The sequence below is a fragment of the Anaerolineales bacterium genome (assembly GCA_003105035.1).
Classification (GTDB): Bacteria; Chloroflexota; Anaerolineae; order Anaerolineales; family UBA4823; genus FEB-25.
Window position 1 is genome coordinate 1 of sequence record PQAL01000030.1, and the last position, 18,118, is coordinate 18,118.

At 51.6% G+C, this 18,118-nt stretch carries 13 protein-coding genes; 8 read left to right on the plus strand and 5 right to left on the minus strand.

Annotated features, from left to right (window positions below; translation table 11 throughout):
• Positions 1 to 84 precede the first annotated feature (84 nt).
• The gene (locus C3F13_12630; protein PWB51963.1) at positions 85 to 1,260 is read left to right on the plus strand and encodes a hypothetical protein; all 1,176 of its coding nucleotides are present in this window, start codon (positions 85 to 87) and stop codon (positions 1,258 to 1,260) included.
• Positions 1,261 to 1,605: 345 nt separating this feature from the next.
• Here C3F13_12630 and C3F13_12635 read toward each other — a convergent pair whose 3' ends face one another.
• The gene (locus tag C3F13_12635; protein ID PWB51964.1) at positions 1,606 to 3,399 is read right to left on the minus strand and encodes a methionine--tRNA ligase; all 1,794 of its coding nucleotides are present in this window, start codon (positions 3,397 to 3,399) and stop codon (positions 1,606 to 1,608) included.
• Positions 3,400 to 4,062: 663 nt separating this feature from the next.
• Complete coding sequence (locus C3F13_12640; GenBank protein ID PWB51965.1) at positions 4,063 to 4,560, minus strand: hypothetical protein; 498 nt, start codon at positions 4,558 to 4,560, stop codon at positions 4,063 to 4,065.
• 326 nt (positions 4,561 to 4,886) lie between these two features.
• Between C3F13_12640 and C3F13_12645 the strand changes: the two genes are divergently transcribed.
• Positions 4,887 to 8,879, plus strand: a complete 3,993-nt coding sequence (locus tag C3F13_12645) for a hypothetical protein (protein ID PWB51966.1) — start codon at positions 4,887 to 4,889, stop codon at positions 8,877 to 8,879.
• A 319-nt stretch (positions 8,880 to 9,198) separates the two neighbouring features.
• Here C3F13_12645 and C3F13_12650 read toward each other — a convergent pair whose 3' ends face one another.
• Positions 9,199 to 10,401, minus strand: coding sequence for an RNA polymerase subunit sigma (locus C3F13_12650; GenBank protein PWB51967.1), 1,203 nt, complete (start codon positions 10,399 to 10,401; stop codon positions 9,199 to 9,201).
• A 25-nt stretch (positions 10,402 to 10,426) separates the two neighbouring features.
• The gene (locus C3F13_12655) at positions 10,427 to 10,771 is read right to left on the minus strand and encodes a hypothetical protein (protein PWB51975.1); all 345 of its coding nucleotides are present in this window, start codon (positions 10,769 to 10,771) and stop codon (positions 10,427 to 10,429) included.
• Positions 10,772 to 11,108: 337 nt separating this feature from the next.
• Between C3F13_12655 and rdgB the strand changes: the two genes are divergently transcribed.
• The 6 genes from rdgB to C3F13_12685 all read left to right on the plus strand — a co-directional run bounded on the left by rdgB (position 11,109) and on the right by C3F13_12685 (position 17,153).
• Positions 11,109 to 11,705: a non-canonical purine NTP pyrophosphatase, RdgB/HAM1 family gene (rdgB, locus tag C3F13_12660; GenBank protein PWB51968.1), complete on the plus strand. Its 597-nt coding sequence runs from the start codon at positions 11,109 to 11,111 to the stop codon at positions 11,703 to 11,705.
• A gap of 73 nt (positions 11,706 to 11,778) precedes the next feature.
• On the plus strand, positions 11,779 to 13,137 hold the full coding sequence (locus C3F13_12665) for a hypothetical protein (GenBank protein ID PWB51969.1): 1,359 nt from the start codon (positions 11,779 to 11,781) through the stop codon (positions 13,135 to 13,137).
• A gap of 6 nt (positions 13,138 to 13,143) precedes the next feature.
• Positions 13,144 to 13,929 carry an alpha/beta hydrolase gene (locus C3F13_12670; GenBank protein PWB51970.1) on the plus strand — a complete coding sequence of 262 codons (786 nt, stop codon included), beginning with the start codon at positions 13,144 to 13,146 and terminating at the stop codon, positions 13,927 to 13,929.
• A 1-nt stretch (position 13,930) separates the two neighbouring features.
• Positions 13,931 to 14,590: a deoxynucleoside kinase gene (locus C3F13_12675; GenBank protein PWB51971.1), complete on the plus strand. Its 660-nt coding sequence runs from the start codon at positions 13,931 to 13,933 to the stop codon at positions 14,588 to 14,590.
• Between the two features lie 147 nt (positions 14,591 to 14,737).
• Entirely contained in the window at positions 14,738 to 15,739 is a 1,002-nt protein-coding gene (locus tag C3F13_12680; protein ID PWB51972.1) for a hypothetical protein, read from the plus strand.
• 457 nt (positions 15,740 to 16,196) lie between these two features.
• Positions 16,197 to 17,153 carry a hypothetical protein gene (locus C3F13_12685; GenBank protein PWB51973.1) on the plus strand — a complete coding sequence of 319 codons (957 nt, stop codon included), beginning with the start codon at positions 16,197 to 16,199 and terminating at the stop codon, positions 17,151 to 17,153.
• A gap of 391 nt (positions 17,154 to 17,544) precedes the next feature.
• Here the strand turns inward: C3F13_12685 and C3F13_12690 are convergent, their stop codons facing one another.
• Positions 17,545 to 17,937, minus strand: a complete 393-nt coding sequence (locus C3F13_12690) for a GntR family transcriptional regulator (protein ID PWB51974.1) — start codon at positions 17,935 to 17,937, stop codon at positions 17,545 to 17,547.
• Positions 17,938 to 18,118: the final 181 nt, after the last annotated feature.

Consider the following 18,118-nt stretch of genomic DNA (forward strand, 5'->3'; position numbering starts at 1 on the left):
TCAGGGAGTTTACCACAGGAGGTTGGCACGGGGAGGAGTGATTTGACTTATAATCAACTCAGACCATTGTAAGGAGGCAACACTATGAAATATACCTATGCAGTTTTAGGCGCCGGCAGACAGGGCACAGCCTCAGCCTATGATATGGCACGCTGGGGAGAGGCGAAACGGGTTCTACTGGCAGATATGGAGCTAACAATTGCTGAACGCGCTGCTAAAAGAGTGAACCAGCTGATTGGCACCGAAGTGGCTGAAGCCATTCAGGTCGATGTCACTGACACCACCGCGCTTGAGCAGGTACTGACCGGCGTGGACGCATTTGTCAGCGCCGTACCCTATTACTTCAACCTGGATATCACCCGGGTGGCGATCAAGGCTAAAGCCAGTATGTGCGACCTGGGAGGCAACACCGATATCGTCAGGCAGCAACACGCTTTCGACGATAAAGCCCGCCAAGCTGGCATTAGCATTATCCCTGATTGTGGCCAGGTGCCTGGGCTTGGCTCATCTCTCTCCGTCTATACCATGAGCCTGCTGGATGAGGCCACCGATGTGTATATGTGGGATGGGGGCATCCCCCAAAGCCCGCAGCCTCCCTTCAACTATCTACTAACGTTTCATGTGGCTGGGCTGACCAATGAGTATGCCGAGCCGGCAATCTTCTTGCGGGATGGAAAGATCACCCTGGTGGAACCGATGACCGAGCTGGAGACGGTGGATTTCCCCGATTCCGTCGGTACCCTGGAAGCCTTTGTGGCTGGAGGTGGCACCAGCACCATGCCCTGGACGTTCGAGGGTAAATTACGCACCCTGCAGAATCTCACCCTGCGCTATCCGGGTCACTTCAACCAATTACGTGCCTTCTGGGATCTGGGGTTGTGGGACCTGAAACCTATCCTGACCGAAAAGGGAGAGGTGATCCCACGCGATGTCTTCCATGCCCTGTTCGAGCCCAAGGTGATCTTCCCCGACGACCCGGAGAAAGGCAAGGATTTCGTATTTGTGCGCGTTAAAGCACTGGGGAAGAAGGATGGCAAACCCGCCCAGGCCGAAGTGGAACTGATGGATCGTTTCGATGAAAGCACCGGTTTTACCGCCATGGAACGCACCACGGGCTGGGATGCCGCCATTGTGGCGGAGATGATGGCGCATGGATTGACGCCGCGCGGCGCGGGTGGAGTGGAGACTTTCGTACCCGCAGGGCCCTTCATGAATGAGTTGCGCCGGCGAGGTTTTCGGATTAAGGAATCTGTCATATAAAGTAAACATCAAGGAAGTGATTGTCCACTACTGGCATTTTAGGTTGATCACAGTGCTCCTCCACTCATCAGGAGGAGCACTGATTAATGTGCGTTCACTAATAGCTTTTGAGTAAGAACCGGATGATTGGTGTATCGACTCTGATGACCCTGGCCTGATGAGTGGTCACTTAATCGCAACAGGTATTCTATTGGGCTTCCTAAGAGGAGGACATTAAGAGCCACGCACTCTACCTGGCCGAGGAGGTCAATACGTGGAAAGGCTACCGCCCTTGCGTGCGTAATTCTCTGTACGAACCGAAACTGCCAATGCTACCAACCTCAACGATGCGTATTCCCTGTAGCCTTACGATATCGGCTCGCCTAGCTTGGCTCGTTCCTCCTGGGCCAGAGCAGGCTCCAGCTTCTTGAACAGGGCGGCAGGCGGGTTCAGGCGCTGGCCGGGCCGCAGGTTGGATGCCTGCCAGTGCCCTGCTTCTTGGGGTGGGCGGTATCTTAACGTATTATGGATACCCAACCGGTCAGCTTGAGGTTCAATGTATTGTTCGCCGAACAACGGCTGGCTGTAGCCCAGGTAGGTGTTCAAGCGCTCGCTGCTAAACGGGATAAACGGTGCAAACAGGACTTTCAAAGAGTCGACTATGCGCAACCCGGTATAGATGGTCTTGGCGGCTACAGCTTTATCGATCTTGACCTCGTCCCAGGGCTTGTGGTCGGCCAGATATTTGTTGCCTTCCGCAGCCAGGCGTAGTGCTTCATTCAAGGCTGCACGCAAGCTGACTGCCTCAAGATAGCTGCCAACTTTTGTAAAGCCATTCTCAATGGTGGCAATGATCTCCTTATCCTTGGGGCGAAGCTCGCCAGGCTCAGGCACAACCCCATCCCAATGCTTGTAAGCAAAGGGCAGCACCCGGTTTACCAGGTTGCCCCAGGTGGCCACCAGCTCACCGTTGTTGCGGGCGATAAATTCATCCCAGTCCCAATCGGAGTCGCGTAACTCGGGCATATTAATCGTCAGGTAATAACGCAGCGCATCTGCATCGTAGCGGGACAGAAAATCAAGCCCCCAGATGGCCCAGTTGCGGCTGCCAGAGATCTTTTGCCCTTCCAGGTTCATGAATTGGTTAGCCGGGATGTCATACGGCAGGTTGAGTGGTACACCTTCGTCTTCGGTAAATATTTCCACGAATTCCTTGCCCACCCCCTTGAGCTGCGCTGGCCAAAAGGCTGCATGGAAGAATATGTTATCTTTACCGATGAAGTAAAACGCTTTGGCAGACAGGTCGGTCCACCAGTCACGCCATGCTTCGGGCTGAGCGGTTATTTTTGCCCATTCGATGGTGGCAGACAGATAACCGATGACTGCCTCGAACCACACATACAGGCACTTGCCTTCCCAGCCATCCACCGGGACGGGGATGCCCCAATCCAGGTCACGGGTAATGGGGCGGGGAAGTAAACCTTCACTTTCGATCTGTCCCAAGGATTGCCCCACCACGGTCTCACGCCAGTAATCCTGCCGCTGGCGCAGGAATTGCTCAACTTCCGGCTCCAGCTTCGAGAGATCCAGGAAATAATGCCGGGTCTCACGCAGCTCAGGGGTGGAGCCGTCCAGCTTATAGTGCGGGTTAAGCAGTTTTTCGGGTTCAAGCACACTACCACAGCGGTCACACTGGTCGGAGCGTGCCCCTTCGAACCCGCAGATATAGCACGTGCCTTCCACGTATCTATCCGGAAGGAAACGTTTAGCCTGAGGCGAATACCACTGCGGGCGCGATTCGGTGTAAAGGAAACCATTCTTGTCTAGTGCCAGGAACATGGATTGGGCCACCTTGAAGTGGTTTTCCGTGTGGGTACTGGTGAACAGGTCATAGCTTATGCCGGCCTTCTGGAACAGCTCGAGGAACTGGTTGTGGAAGTACTGATACACCTGCTCTGCAGGCCGCCCCTCGGCATCGGCGCGCAGCGTTACCGGCGTGCCATGCGAATCGGTGCCAGAAACCATCAACACCCGGTTACCCTTGAGACGATGATAGCGCGCCACGATATCACCCGGGAGATGCGAGCCGGTGATATTGCCCACGTGGATCTGTGAGTTGGCATAAGGCCAGGCGATGGCGATCAGGATGTTGTTGGTCATAGTTAGCTCCGCTGTATTGTGTCAGTCACTATAGATCGATAGTTTGCATAAAAAAAGGCTGCCCGATCCTGGACAGCCTTTTGGATAAACTTCCGGGTGATTACTTCTCGTTATCTACCCTGAGTGCCCAGGCGCGCTGAACAAGAGCCACCATGCGCATGGGATTTACAGACACCAGGGTAGAAGAAATTATAGTTTTCACTCCTGCCACCGTTCACTATAAAATGAGTCTACACGCTGGACATTGATTTGTCAAGTTTTAGAATTAGTAGATAACTGCAATTTCAGTGGTGAGTATTCGATGATTGGACTTGCAGGCCTCTGCGATGATTGCATTTCCCCAAATTTTTGATGGACAGGTCGGGTATCAACGATTGTCTGGATGCAACTTCCAATAAAATGCCCGAGTTTTTTCTATTTTTGGAATGATTCGAAAACAAAGCAATTTACAGCCACTTACCATTGCGTATTCTACAAGTTACATGCCCTGAGCGATGGTATATACGGTGAGTTGAGGAAGATGAGCCATAATATGAGGGAAATATTAACTGCCAGGATGGTTATTATGTGTCTCATACCATCCTGGCTGTCCTATCGATGTCGTTGTTTATTATATAGTTGAGCAAATCCTTATCACTATGCGGCTTCCCATTGGAAACTACGCTACTCTTGAGGTGCATTTTGGATCGTGGCCTCGAAGGGTACTTCGCTGAGATAGCCAGCGCCAGCTGGCACGTTAGCAGTCAAGTCAAGTTTTAACCCGCGCAATGAGCCAATGGAATCAACGCTGGTACAGCTCATCACTGCCGTACCATCCGATGATCTTGTGTAATCAGTTGTGCCTTCAATTCTACCTCCCCCCTGGTAGGCTGTTTCAATGTAAAAAGTGCCCCAAGCTAATTGAGCATCATAGAAATAATTAGCTGTTGCTTTCATGACTCCTGTCAACTCCGGGCAATCAGAGACAAGCTCAAATTCGATTATTAATCCTTCGGTTCGCGAAGCTCCGTTTACGACTTCGCTTTTTCCCGGTGTCTCGCCAACATTCTTTGACGTGCCAGTGCACTTGATCGAACCGGCTTTAGAACCAACCAAGCTACACGAGGCCAACATGATGGAGATCAGCAGCAAGGTAATCCACAACATCATTTTATTTTTCATCCCTTTTTTTCCTTTCTTTCATTAGTATGTTTTCTTGGCTGCTATTGTTATTGCAACAGCTTTGTCTTGCTCGAATAAACGCCTCCTTTCTTCGTTCACTGCCTACTATGATTTTGATGGAAGGATAAATTGCTGGCTGCCATATCGTATTATTATTATGGTTTCAGCATAGCAAAACAAGCATAGGGAAGTCACCCAATCTTGATTGGGTAGATATAGGGAATGGGTTGTATAATCAAATCAGGAATGTTCAGCGTAAATCTGATTTATACACTTTATAGTTTTCTTATTTTGTAATCTCGTAGTATGTATCTGGGAGGCCTACCATGGACCAGCATGCTAGCCTCATCGAGCCCCTCACTGCGCGCGAATTGAAGATCCTTCAGTTGATTGGCGAAGGCCAATCCTACGGGGAAATCGGACAGGCACTTTTCATTGAAAAAGCGACTGTCACCTGGTATGTCCAGAAAATATACGACAAATTAGGATTGGAGAAAAGCCAGCGTAACCACCAAAAGGCACTGGCGTGTGCCCGCGCACTTGGTCTCTTCGAGAGCAAATCTACCGCTACAGATCATGCACAGACCACTCCCACGCATAAAAACCCATATAAAGGCTTACGTTCTTTCCAACAGGGAGAGGCAGCCGAGTTTTTTGGCCGTGAGGAACTCATTCAACGGCTACTGGATCGCCTGGCCGAGGATGGACCGATGAGCCGCTTCCTGGCGGTGGTAGGCCCGAGTGGATGTGGCAAATCGAGTGTGCTTCACGCCGGGCTGATCCCGGCGCTACAGCATGGTGGCATAGATGGCTCTGAACAGTGGGTCATCGCCAGCATGGTACCCGGCAGCCATCCACTGGATGCGTTGGAAGCTGCACTAGCAAGAGCAGCAACCAGGCCGGGTGTCGATATCAATGCGCAATTAACCCGTGACGAGCGTGGATTACAGCGCCTGACCGAAATGCTCCTGCTGGAAAACAGTGAGCTTCTACTAGTGGTGGACCAATTTGAGGAAGTATTTTCACTGGTAGTGGATGAAGATCAGCGCAGCCAATTTCTGGCGTTACTGGGCAGAAGCGTAAACCAGCTTCGCAGCCGAGTGCGGGTGGTGATCGCTTTGCGAGCAGACTATTACGACCGCCCGCTGATGTCTCCAGCCATCAGTGAGCTGTTTCGCTTACGCACCGATGTGGTTCTGCCATTAACCCAAGAGGAACTAGCCCAGGCGATCTGCCTGCCAGCCCAGCAAGTGGGGGCGAGGGTCGAGTCGGAGCTGGTTACAGCGTTGGTTAACGAGGTCAGCGAGCGACCTGGGTTGCTGCCTCTGATGCAATTCACCCTGACTGAGCTATTCGACCGGCATCAGGGAGACATTATGACCCTGGCAGCCTATCACCAAATCGGGGGAATACGTGGGGCACTGACCCGCAAGGCTGATTCTCTCTACGAAAGTTTAGGTGTGTCAAAGCAAGCAATCGTGCGCCAAATCTTTCTACGATTGGTTAAGCTTGGTAAAGAAGGTGAAGTCTTGCGGCGGAGAGTAAGCCGATCAGAGCTACAGGCCATCGATGTGAATCGTCAAACGGTGGATGAATTGATTGACGAGCTTGCCAAACACCGGCTAATCACACTGGATTATGATCCAACCCGGGGTTACGCAGTGGTAGAAGTGGCGCATGAAGCCTTGATCCGGGGATGGAATAAATTACAAGACTGGGTGGATGATAGCCGGGAAGATTTACGCCAGCAGCGCTTGCTTGCCACAGCTGCTAGCGATTGGCAGGAAGCGAACCGAGATCCAAGTTACCTTCTATCGGGTACGCACCTGGTCCAGTTCCAAACCTGGGCTAAAGACTCGCCGGTGGAATTAGGACCCATTGAAAGTGAATTCCTGCTGGTCAGCATCAACGAAAAACGACGGCGTAATCGCAAGAGTAAGCTCATCCGCAACCTTGTTTTTGGAGTGGTAGCCTTCGTGGCTATTATCATGAGCGCTCTGGCATTCATTGCGCTGGACCGTGCGCAGCAAGCTCAAGATGCGCAAACACGCGCCGAACGACGAACTCTGGAAAATCGCAATATCCAACTGGCCAACTATGCACGGGCAGCTTATACGGAAGGACGCACTGATTTGGCAATCCTGCTGGCAATGGAAGCAATCCACATGGATGATCCACCAGTGCTAGTAGAGCAGGCTTTTCGGACTATCGCCCAAGGTTCGGGCATTCGCGCAGTTCTATCAACCGGCGTTACACCAATCAATGCTCTTGCTATCAGCCCAGATGGGAGAAGAGTAATATCTGGCAGCTGCGGTGTGGTGAATCCTGATATGACTTGTTTGCGAGGCCGCCTGACCCTATGGAATATTGATGGGGATGCCTCAAACCTACTGCAAACTGATCGCATCATTCGGGTCGAAAGCACGGAATTAAAAGGTTTAGTCAACGACATAAGCTTTAATCCTGCAGGATATGTAGAAGGCAGGTTAACTGCCCTATCTGCTGGTGAGGATGGGAACATCATTCTTTGGGATGTGTCATCGCTGTCATCCGATTCGATCCTGAAGCGTTATGAAGGACATGCTGGTTCGGTATATGAGGTGGCATTCTCACCGGATGGCAAGCAATTTATTGCTGCTTATGAGCAAGGGACAATCATCCTCTGGGAAACTGCTAGCGGGAAGGAAATCATGCGAATAAGTGTGGGAGAAGAGCCGGTTACCAGCGTGGCATTCAGCCACGATGGACGAGAAGTCCTATCAGCCTCGAAATATGGCAAGACCATACTGTGGAACGCCGAGACCGGTGAGGAGATCCGACAATATACTAGCACCCAGGGCATATGGGTATACCGGGTAGCTTTCGGACCGGTGAATCAATCTGGAAGGGTTTCCGTTTGGGGATTATGCAGTGATAACAGCGTGAATGTATGGGATCTCGAAACAGGCCAGGTGATTTTCAGCACTCCGTCTGGAAGTAACCCCTATCAAGACATCCAATTTACACCAGACGGCGGAATGACGGCTCTAGCCCAGGAGGGCATGATCATCCTCAAGGATACTGAACAAGGGCGTGATATTCAACGATTATTGCAGATCAGCCGGGATGCCTATTCCACTGTTACAGGTCTGGCGATCAGTAAAGATGGAACTCATCTGGTCAGCGGTGATAACAATGGAGGGTTGAATCTTTGGAACCTTACATCCCAAGAGAATGTGAAAGCAATTACTGTTACTGCCGTATCATCAATGGGGAATACAATCTGGCTGCCTGGTGGAGATAATATTGTGACCACAAATGGTACTTCAGATCCCATTTCTCCAACACTATACAGGATTGACCTGAGGTCTGGCAGCAAGGTAGTTTATCAATCACCGCAGCTACCGAACCATTTGGCAAGTAGCGGGCTGGCAATCGATCTAGATGGGAATTTAATATTAGCAGGCGGTGGTAACCTCAGTCCAATGGAATCCAACACTTCTGACCGACCTTTTTTGTGGCTCATCGATGCCCGGACAGGAGAAGTCAAGCACCGACTGGAGGGTCATCAATACAATGTGAAGGCAGTCGCTTTCAGCCCAGATGGACAATATGCGATCAGTGGTTCGTCGAGTAAAGTACAAGAACCGCACGATTACTCATTGGGTGAGCTATTCTTATGGAGCACCAGCACTGGCCAAATGGTGAGACAATTTAAATTAGCCAATGATATCCAGGGTATTTCTTTCAGCCATAGCGGTAAGCTGGTTGTAACCTGCACACCAGTCGGTTTTTACGCCAATGTATCCATATGGGATGTATCCACGGGAGAGAGAAAACACCGTTACCAATTTGGCTGCCATGAGGCAGTATTTAGCCAGGATGACGAGTCTATACTGATCGATGCAATAACAAGCTCATCCTTGAGCCGGATATATCAGATCAACGTAGCGGATGGGAAGATATTGCGTACGTTTAGTGGTTTAGACAATACGGTCTACACGTTTGAGATCAGTCCGAATAATCAATACTTGCTCGCAGCTTCCCTGACTAATGTGATTCTGTGGGATATGCTAACAGGCCGGGAGCTCGGCCGAATTGATCTACCGATCCCAGGCGCGACTACCCAGGTAACCTTTTCAACGAATAGTAAATATGCTTATATTGTACAAGATAATGCTAACAAAATCTTCACATGGCATGTTGGTGAGCAGTCTACTCTGGCGCAGCTGCAGATTAGAATACTCAAGAATAATTATCTGCGGCCTTTTACATGTGATGAAAGGGAATTGTACAAAGACGTGCTGCCATTATGCAGCGAGAGCGAGAGTGAGAGATAACCCATACACTAAAAGGCTTAGCTGGGAGTCCTTATAAGCTTTTACTCTTATCAATGAATCATAATTAGTATGGTGGAAGCAGATGGTAAATCCATCATTATTTTCCAAAACCGGGCTTAATATAAAAATATACTTCAGTGAATACGGAAAATACTAAGCAGGTTATTAATTTGGTGGTGCGAGAGCCGGACAGCTTACCCAAAACTTATTTGAAAAGTAGGATGGACTGCATGTTTACAGCATCGATTTCCTACTTGTCATGAGCGAGACACTGCATTGACACCATTATGACGGGATTAGCTGATTGAAAAAGAATCCCTTATAGATATTCCCTGAGTAATCTTGCCCGGAAGGGGTGGCGTAATCTCCGCAGAGCCTTACCTTCGATCTGGCGGATGCGCTCACGTGTCAGACCGAACTTGTGCCCCACTTCCTCAAGGGTGTACGGATGGCCGTTCTCCAGCCCGAAGCGCAGGCGCAGGATGCGCGCTTCACGCGGTGACAACGTGGATAAGACCTGTTCAACACGCTCGCGCAGCATATTATCGTAGGTGGTCTGTGATGGAGAGGGGGTGATCGTGTCTTCCACGAACATACCCAACTCCGTGTCATCCTCATCGCCCACCGGGCTTTCAAGTGAGACCGGGATGCGCGCCACCTCAATCATCCAACGCAACTTATCGTGGCAGACACCAATTTCGAGGCACAGCTCGTCCTGGGTGGGTGGGCGTCCGAAGCTTTGCTCCAACTTGTGGGCTGCCTTGTACATTATGCGCAGGCGGTCGGTCATATGCACTGGGATGCGGATGGTCCGGCTCTGGTCAGCAATGGAGCGTGTGATGGTCTGCCTGATCCACCAGGTGGCGTAGGTGGAGAAACGGAAGCCGCGCTGATACTCAAACTTTGAGACGGCTTTCATTAAGCCCAAGTTACCCTCCTGGATCAGGTCCAGGAAGGCGACGCCGCGCCCTATATATTTCTTGGCGACGCTGACCACCAAACGGGTGTTGGCTTTAATCAGGTGCTCGCGGGCCAGAACCCCATCCTGAATGATGCCTTCTAGCTCTTGTCTCAGCCTGAGGCTGCCTTTTACACTCAACTTGGTGAGCCTGGCCTTGGCTTGTTTCGCCCGCTCAATGCGTTGAGCCAGGCTGACTTCCTCCTCGAGCGAAAGCAGTGGCACGCGTGACATCTCCTTGAGGTACAACCCCACGCTATCATCGGCAGAGATGTTTTCGAGGCTGGGTAGAAAGGATGTCTCCAGGATGGAAGGATTCAGATCCAACCCAGAACTTTCAAGCTTGGTCAGATCCGGCTCAGCATCGGTATCTTCTTCAATGACGATTTCGACACCCTGACGGTGAAGCAGGCCAAACAGCTCCATCAAGCGTTCGTCATCTTCTCCATCCCACGGGAAGACCTCCAGGATGTCTCCGGTGGTGAGATACCCTTGAACCTCCGCTTTTTCCATTAATGTATCGAGGGCTTCAACTTTTTGCGGTGCGGTTTCTGGGTTGACCATGGCTTTCCCTCCTGATTTGGTGGGGTTACTTTTCCAGCAAGGACTTTAATGAAGATAACCTGGGGTCACCAGGCTCGTCATCATGATGGCAGATACTCTCGTTCAAGTTATTGCCGCAGATTGGGCACAGGCCTTTACAATCTGGCCGGCATAACGGGCTGATGGGTATTTCGAGTAAAATGTAGTCGCGCAGCACCGGCGCCAGGTCGATGATACCTGTTTCCGGCATGATGAGACCTGAATCGGTGGCGTAACGCTGGGAAAACGCATACAGCTCAGCGAAATCGATGTGAAACGTTTGTTGAAAGCTGTTCAAGCAGCGTACACATTCGAGGTCAATTATTACCTGATTTTGCACCTGCAGCAGGATTCCCTGGGGTGTGCGCGTAGCCCGAACCACGCCAAGCAGAACGCTGAGGTGCAAATCGGGTGGAATGTTAATTTGAGGCAGGTTGAACGGGAAATCGCGGCTAAAGCCAGCCGATTGGGCAACGATGAAGCCGACATTCAGACGTAATGGAGAATGTGGGTCAGACACTTGAGTTTGTTGACTATACTTTGAATGATATCTTGAAATTCGCAAAGTAATTTATTATTTTATGCAATTATTATAACATATTTTGTTGCCACAGGTAAGATAAAATATCAACTGACTACCCATATATGGTGTGTGGGTTGGTATTGAAGGAAAAATTTGGGAGGTTCGTATGCAGCGTTTATTGATCGCCACTGGAAACCGGGGAAAACTGGTAGAGATTCGCTCTCTACTCGACGGAATGGTAATCGATCTTGTCATCCCCGAGATGCTGGGCATCTCCCTGCACGTGGACGAGACTGGCGCTACCTACGAAGAGAATGCCGCCTTGAAGGCAGAGGCATTTGCGAAAGCCTCCGGATTGGTGACCCTGGCGGATGATTCGGGGTTGGAGGTGGATCTGTTGGGAGGCCTACCCGGGATACGCTCGGCGCGTTTCTCCCCGCTGCCTGGTGCCAGTGATGCCGATCGGCGGGCCTATCTGCTGGGCTTGTTGGATGGACAGCCCCGCCCATGGAAAGCTCACTTTCACTGCACGGTGGCAATCGCTACTCCAGCCCTCAAGCTCTATTATGCCCAAGGGAATTGTCCGGGTGAGATTATTCCCGAGGAACGTGGCACGAATGGTTTCGGCTATGACCCGATCTTTCTGCTCACCGAGCGTCACCTGACCATGGCTGAGCTGAGTATGGATGAAAAAAACCAACACAGCCATCGTGCCAGGGCAATAAAAGCTGCCATTCCTATCCTTGGTGCGTTGCTGCCCTGAACAGGCGATGATGTGACTAAATTCACCATCAAGACGCTTTCCAACACGGCTATTTTGGGTTATCATAAGACCAATGGATCCTCTGGGGTACACACTACTGGTTGGTGCGATCGCCATCATCCTGGGTATCATCCTGTGCCTGGCTGTTCTGGCTATCTTTGGACAACTAAATTTCGGCGGAAAACGGGAGAGTAATGGCGGGAATAAGCCCATCTGGGATATCGACCACCGCCGGCTGCGCGAGATTTATAATCTCATTTCAAAACTTACCTCAACATTAAAATACGAAACCGTACTCGAGATCGCCCTGGATTTAGGCTCCAGGGTCCTGGCGACTCCACATATCCCCGCCGATCGCCTGGTCAGCGCCGTCTTGCTCTTCACCCAATCAGGTGGTGAGCGTCCGAATCTCACCATTGGAACCTCGCGACGGCTTCCTCAGCCGGATATGCGGGCAGTGCTGCCGGGGACCAGTGGCCTGATCGGTGAGGTAATTACCGAAGGGCTACCGAAAAGCACCACTGAGATCGCCAGTGATCCCGAATTGAGCCATCTGCTTGGCCTACGCAGCTGTACGGTTGCTTATTGCCTGCCATTGCGCTCTGGGTTGGATACCTACGGGATCCTGCTTTTCGCCCACCCCGATAAAGACTTTTTCACGCCATCCAAGTGCGAGTTATTGGATATCATTTCGCATCAGGCGGTCATTGCCATCCAGAATGCGCGCCTGTACAGTGACCTCCAGCGCGAAAAAGAGCAGATGATAGAAATCCAGCAGCAGGAGCACAAGAAACTGGCGCGTGACCTGCACGATGGTCCCACCCAATCCATGGCGGCCATTGCCATGCGGGTCAATTTTGCCCGCCGGTTACTGGAACGAGACCCGAAGGCAACCGCGGATGAGCTAATGAAGATCGAAGAACTGGCCCGCCGCACTACCAAGGAAATCAGGTACATGCTTTTCACCCTGCGCCCGCTGGAGCTTGAGTCACAGGGGCTGGTTGGCGCGCTGAAGGCGATGGCGGAAAAGACGCACGATACCTACGACCAAAATGTGATCGTCGAAGGCGACGAGAACTTAATTTCAAGGCTGGAGATGAATAAGCAGCCGATCATCTTCTATATTGCCGAAGAAGCCATAAATAATGCTTGTAAATACGCCCAGGCCAGCCACATCTGGGTCAGGATGCGGGAGTACGATCGGGATCTGCTGATGCTTGAAGTACAGGATGACGGCATCGGTTTTGAACGAAACGGCGCTGAGATTGCTTCCGAAAAGCGGGGCAGCCTGGGACTGAAGAACATGAAGGAACGCGCCGAGATGGTGGATGGTATTTTTCGGCTTGAATCGGTAGTGGGAAAAGGCACGACCATTCGTGTGCTCATCCCCCTTACCCCAGATGCTGCGGAACGGCTGCACAGAGGTGGTTGAACCGTTATGCCCGTCTGTGCAAATCTATATTATTCCCATCACGGCGAGAGCGGCACAGAAAATCCCCCATTGATACTGATTCATGGTGCTGGAGGCACTCATTTATATTGGCCTCCAGAAATCCGGCGACTGCCCGGGTATAGTATTTATGCAGTCGACTTGCCTGGACATGGAAAATCTGCCCTGATTGGAGGCCAGCAGAATATCAGCGACTATGCCAGCCACCTGATCCAATGGCTGGAGGCAATGCAGCTACGCAGGGCCGTCATCGTGGGCCATTCCATGGGCGGTGCCATTGCCCTGCATATGGCGATCCAGCACGCCGATCATGTGGTTGGATTGGGCTTGATCAGCAGCGGGGCACGTTTGAGGGTGCACCCGGAAGTATTAAATTATGCCTCCGACCAAACCACCTACCTAAAAGCGGTAGATATGCTCGTAGCTTATTCGTACAGCGCCAGCGCTTCGCACCAATTAGTGGAATTGGCCTCGCGGCGCATGCTGGAGACCCGGCAGAGCGTTTTTTTGGGAGATTTATTAGCCTGTGACCGATTTGATGTCATGGACAGGCTGGGGTCGATCCAGCAACCCACTCTGGTGGTATGTGGCACCGAAGACCAGATGACGCCCGTGCGTTATGCGCAATACCTGGCCAATTCCATCCCACATGCTCAGTTGAGCATCATCCCCAACGCCGGCCATATGGTGATGCTTGAACAACCAGCGCTTCTGGCAGCCAGCCTGCTCTCTTTTTTACAGGGTGTCTCATTTAATCCGGGTGAGGGAGTGTAATATGTACCTAGCCATAGAGGGAGTCATCGGTGTTGGAAAAACCACCCTGGCGCGCCTGCTGCAGCCTGCTTTTCAATCTGCGCTGGTCCTGGAAGTTTTCGAGGAAAATCCATTTCTTTCAGATTTTTATTCCGATAGGCAACGGTACGCATTTCAGACCCAGATTTTCTTTCTCCTGAGCAGGTATTACCAGCAGCGGCGCTCCGTTCCTGAGATCATCAGAAGGGGCGAGTCGCTAATCACTGATTACACTTTTACCAAGGATGCCCTATTCGCCCGTATCAACCTGGCCGGAGACGAGCTGGACATGTATTATCGAGTGCATGACGCCCTGGCTGAGAAGATCCCCCTGCCTAATCTGATCATTTACTTGCGGGCAGACCTCGAAGTGCTCATGCAGCGGATTGCCTCGCGTGACCGCCCTTACGAGCGTAATATTGAACGCGGCTATATTGAAGAGCTGTGTTCAGCATATGATGCGTTCTTCCTGGAAAACCAGGCCCGAAACATCGGCGAAAGTGTGACCGTGCTCATCCTGGATACCAACGAGCTGGATTATGTCCGGCGGCCGGAAGACCTTAAGCTGGTCGAGAACCGCATCAGGCAGACCCTAAAACAGGTGCCCTTCCAAGCTACCTTACCCATGATCGATGAGCTGTGAGGGTCAGCGTCAACCATGCCAGGTAGAAGATTGGCTACCAGAAAAATCTTGGGGATTGTATGAACACCAACTATTTTTGTAGATGTATGCTGGTGCTGGAAATGACCAGATTCTTCCATAATTATGCTAGACATACAGGGGGAATTTATGCGGATTAATCGAAATATGTTGCTCAAGTTAGCCAAGGATACGGTTGAACGGGCAGTGAATAGTGATCACTCGATCCTGGCCATTTACCTACAAGGGTCGTTGCTTAGCGAAGACCCCTTGATCGGCAACACGGCAGACATCGACTTGTTCTACATACACAACGACGAGGTGAGCCTTGACCGCGAGATCGTCAAGGTTTCCGATGAGGTCCATCTGGATATTGCTCACCATTCCCATCGGGTATACCGGCAACCGCGCGAGCTGCGCGTTCACCCCTGGCTCGGACCAGCCGTGTATGGGTGCAAGATCATGTACGACCCACAACATTTCGTTGATTTTACCCAGGCCAGCGTCAGGGGCCAGTTTAATAATCCTGATAACGTGCTGGCGCGCACCGGTCGGCAAGCCCAGCACGCGCGGGAGATGTGGAGCTCGTTCAACGAGCAACCGCATCAACCTGAGCCTAAAGATGCTTATTTATACCTGCGTGCCCTCGAACATGCCGGTAATGCAATTGCAGGCTTGAGCGGTATCCACCTGACCGAGCGGCGGTTTTTAGCGACATTATCCCAACAGGCGGAGGCTCTACACAAGTCGGGTTTATTTGTGGACTTTATGGGCTTGCTCGGTGCTCCGGTGGTAGATGCGAACCGCATGCGTGCCTGGATACCCGAATGGCGGAAGGCATACAGCTCATTGGCTGAAGATCAGGCGCCCGCCCAGCTGCATCCCCACCGCTTACTGTATTACGAACGTGCCATCCAGGCCATGCTGGAGGGGCCTAATCCACACCACGCCTTGTGGCCTTTGTGGCATACCTGGACACGGCTGATGTGTGTGTTAGAGGCCGATGCTGTTCCTCAAGCAGCCTGGCAAGAAGCCGGGACTACCTTGGGCTTACTCGGCGAGCCGTTCATGGAGAAAATTGATGCCTTTGATGCTTATCTGGACCTGATCGAAGAGACGTTGGAGAAATGGGCCGTCGATAACGGGGGGTAAGACAATATTGGTGGGTAAACCAGCAAAATAAACATCGGTGACAAGTTATTTACTCGCTTAATGCATGATAATTTACGTTAATCAATTAAAATGCACGATAATTAGCATTATCGCTGATGTTTCACGTGAAACATATTGGATACGATAACAGGTAGATTTTGGGGCTTCCCGGTGTTTCACGTGAAACAAGGCTTTGCCCTGCATAACCCGACTATCGATTTGCCGGCTTGCCCGATTGGTGGACGAGTGAAGTGCAGGCCAGGACGGCGGTGTTCCGGATGGCTTGGCTGTGCCTTGTGGGTGCGTGGCGCCTGGCTGGCGATGGACGTGAGGTTTTTTGGTGTTCGGGCTGACTGGAGGAAGATGGGTCGGCCATAAAATGGCCTCCCGGCCTGCAGGCAGGGTGGGGTAAAATAGCTTTGTAATACCTGGGAAGACCAGAATCAGGAGTAGCCATATGAAAATCCATCTTCAAGACATCAAGCCTTCGCCCAATCCCATTCGGCGTACTTGGGACCAGGAAAAGTTACGCGATCTATGCTGGTCGCTTTTGGAAGAGGGTCAGGTAGAGCCTATCGGTGTTTATGAGACTGCAGATGGGTTTACGCTGGTGTGGGGTCATCGCCGGGTGGAAGCTGCCCGGATGGCAGGCTGGACCGAGATTGATGCCATGCTCGTGCAGCGGGATGAGATCAATAATCTCGTACAATCGGGGATCGAGAACCTGTCTGGCGAGGAGATGACCGCGGATGACAAGGCGGAGTGGGCGCAGCGCCTGGTAGATATGGGCTTCAGCCAACACGAAATTGCCCGGCGCACTTCGATACCGGCTGCCACCATCAACCAGTGGCTGCTGTATAAGCGCGAAAAAGACGCCGGAGTGTACGTGCACGTACAAAACCAGGCTACAGACGAGGGGATCGTTAAGACGGTGAAAATCGCCCAGGCGCTTGGGGATGACCTGGAAGCCAAGAAGGTTGTGGCAGCCAAAGTGTCGGCTGAGGGATTAACCCAGATTCAAACTACAGAGATCGCGCGTGCTTATCACGACGCACCAAGCCCAGAAGTGAAACAGAAGATTATCGAATCGCCGGTGTTGTCCAATGACAAAGCGGCGGATATCCTGCGTCGATCGGTTGCGCGCGTTGAGCTGGATACCTTTCGCGCCAAGGGTGACATCAAGGGTGATGAAAAAGGTGCTCTCGCAGACGTGTATACACGCCAGGATTTTGGGGCGGCGGTCAAGGAGTTCCTGGATGCCCTGCAGCCTTTCTACCTAACGGCTAACAAGCTGGTCACGATCGTCAAGCACGGCAAGTACTCGCGGGCAACCCTCAGGTATGCCATCCAAAAGCTGGACGAGATCATCAACGACCTGATATCCTTTAAGGAGCTGCTGGAGGGGATGGACTAGGTGGGTGAATGCATGCCCCGCATGCGCGGGACATGCGATTGAAATCAGGGTTCCTTGGCCCGGCAGGATCCCATGCCCCATGCGCTGGTGTTCAACACTGTGAAATCGTAACCAACACGCCTGATGCCTCTCGGTGGTTGGTGCGTCTTCTGCGTGTCTCCAGGTTGGTTGCTTGGGCAAACGTTGCCCCGGGTATGTATATATAAAGACTAGCAGATAATACCCCTCATCTTGTCTGTTCCAGGATAACCACCTAAATCTCCTGCTATTTTCCTGTAAACGAGGAAACTCCCCAGGATCTGCACGGGACCACCAAGCCACTTCGATATTTGTTACGCGGTTGGTCTGTGCTTATACTTATCTGACCAATTATTAAAGCTTTTGACTCCGATCAACTTCCCCAATTCCTGAGACGATCCATGATCGCGGCTTCAACTTCCTCAGGACGGTAGGCAAGCCTGTCTGCCTCCTGGATGAAGACATCCACCATGCGCTCTAGTTTTACACGGCGCAGGGTTGGCAGTGTCTCCATTTCTGGGGCTGCTGCGACGAACGTGCCCTTGCCACGCTGGGTGACAACCAGCCCTTCTTGCGCCAGGTCACGGTAGGCTAGGGCGGCTGTGTTGATGTTCACCGCAAGCTGGCTGGACAGCTCGCGGATAGTGGGAAGCTTTTCTCCCGTCTTGAGACGACCGGCCTGGATCAAATCTCGGATTTGCCCCTTGATTTGATCGTTTAAGGGCAGGCGAATCGATTTATCGGCTGAAATATCCATTGTTTTCATGAATAGATAGGCTTGTAATATTATACTATAACAACAATACAATAGTATTATAGTATCTTACAAGACACAGTGAGCTACCAATTTACTTATGATTTATATCCGATCATGCGCAGGAAGCCTTTGCGCCAGGCGATGTCCTCCTCGGTTTCGATCCCTGATGGCGACGAGCCGTCCACCACGC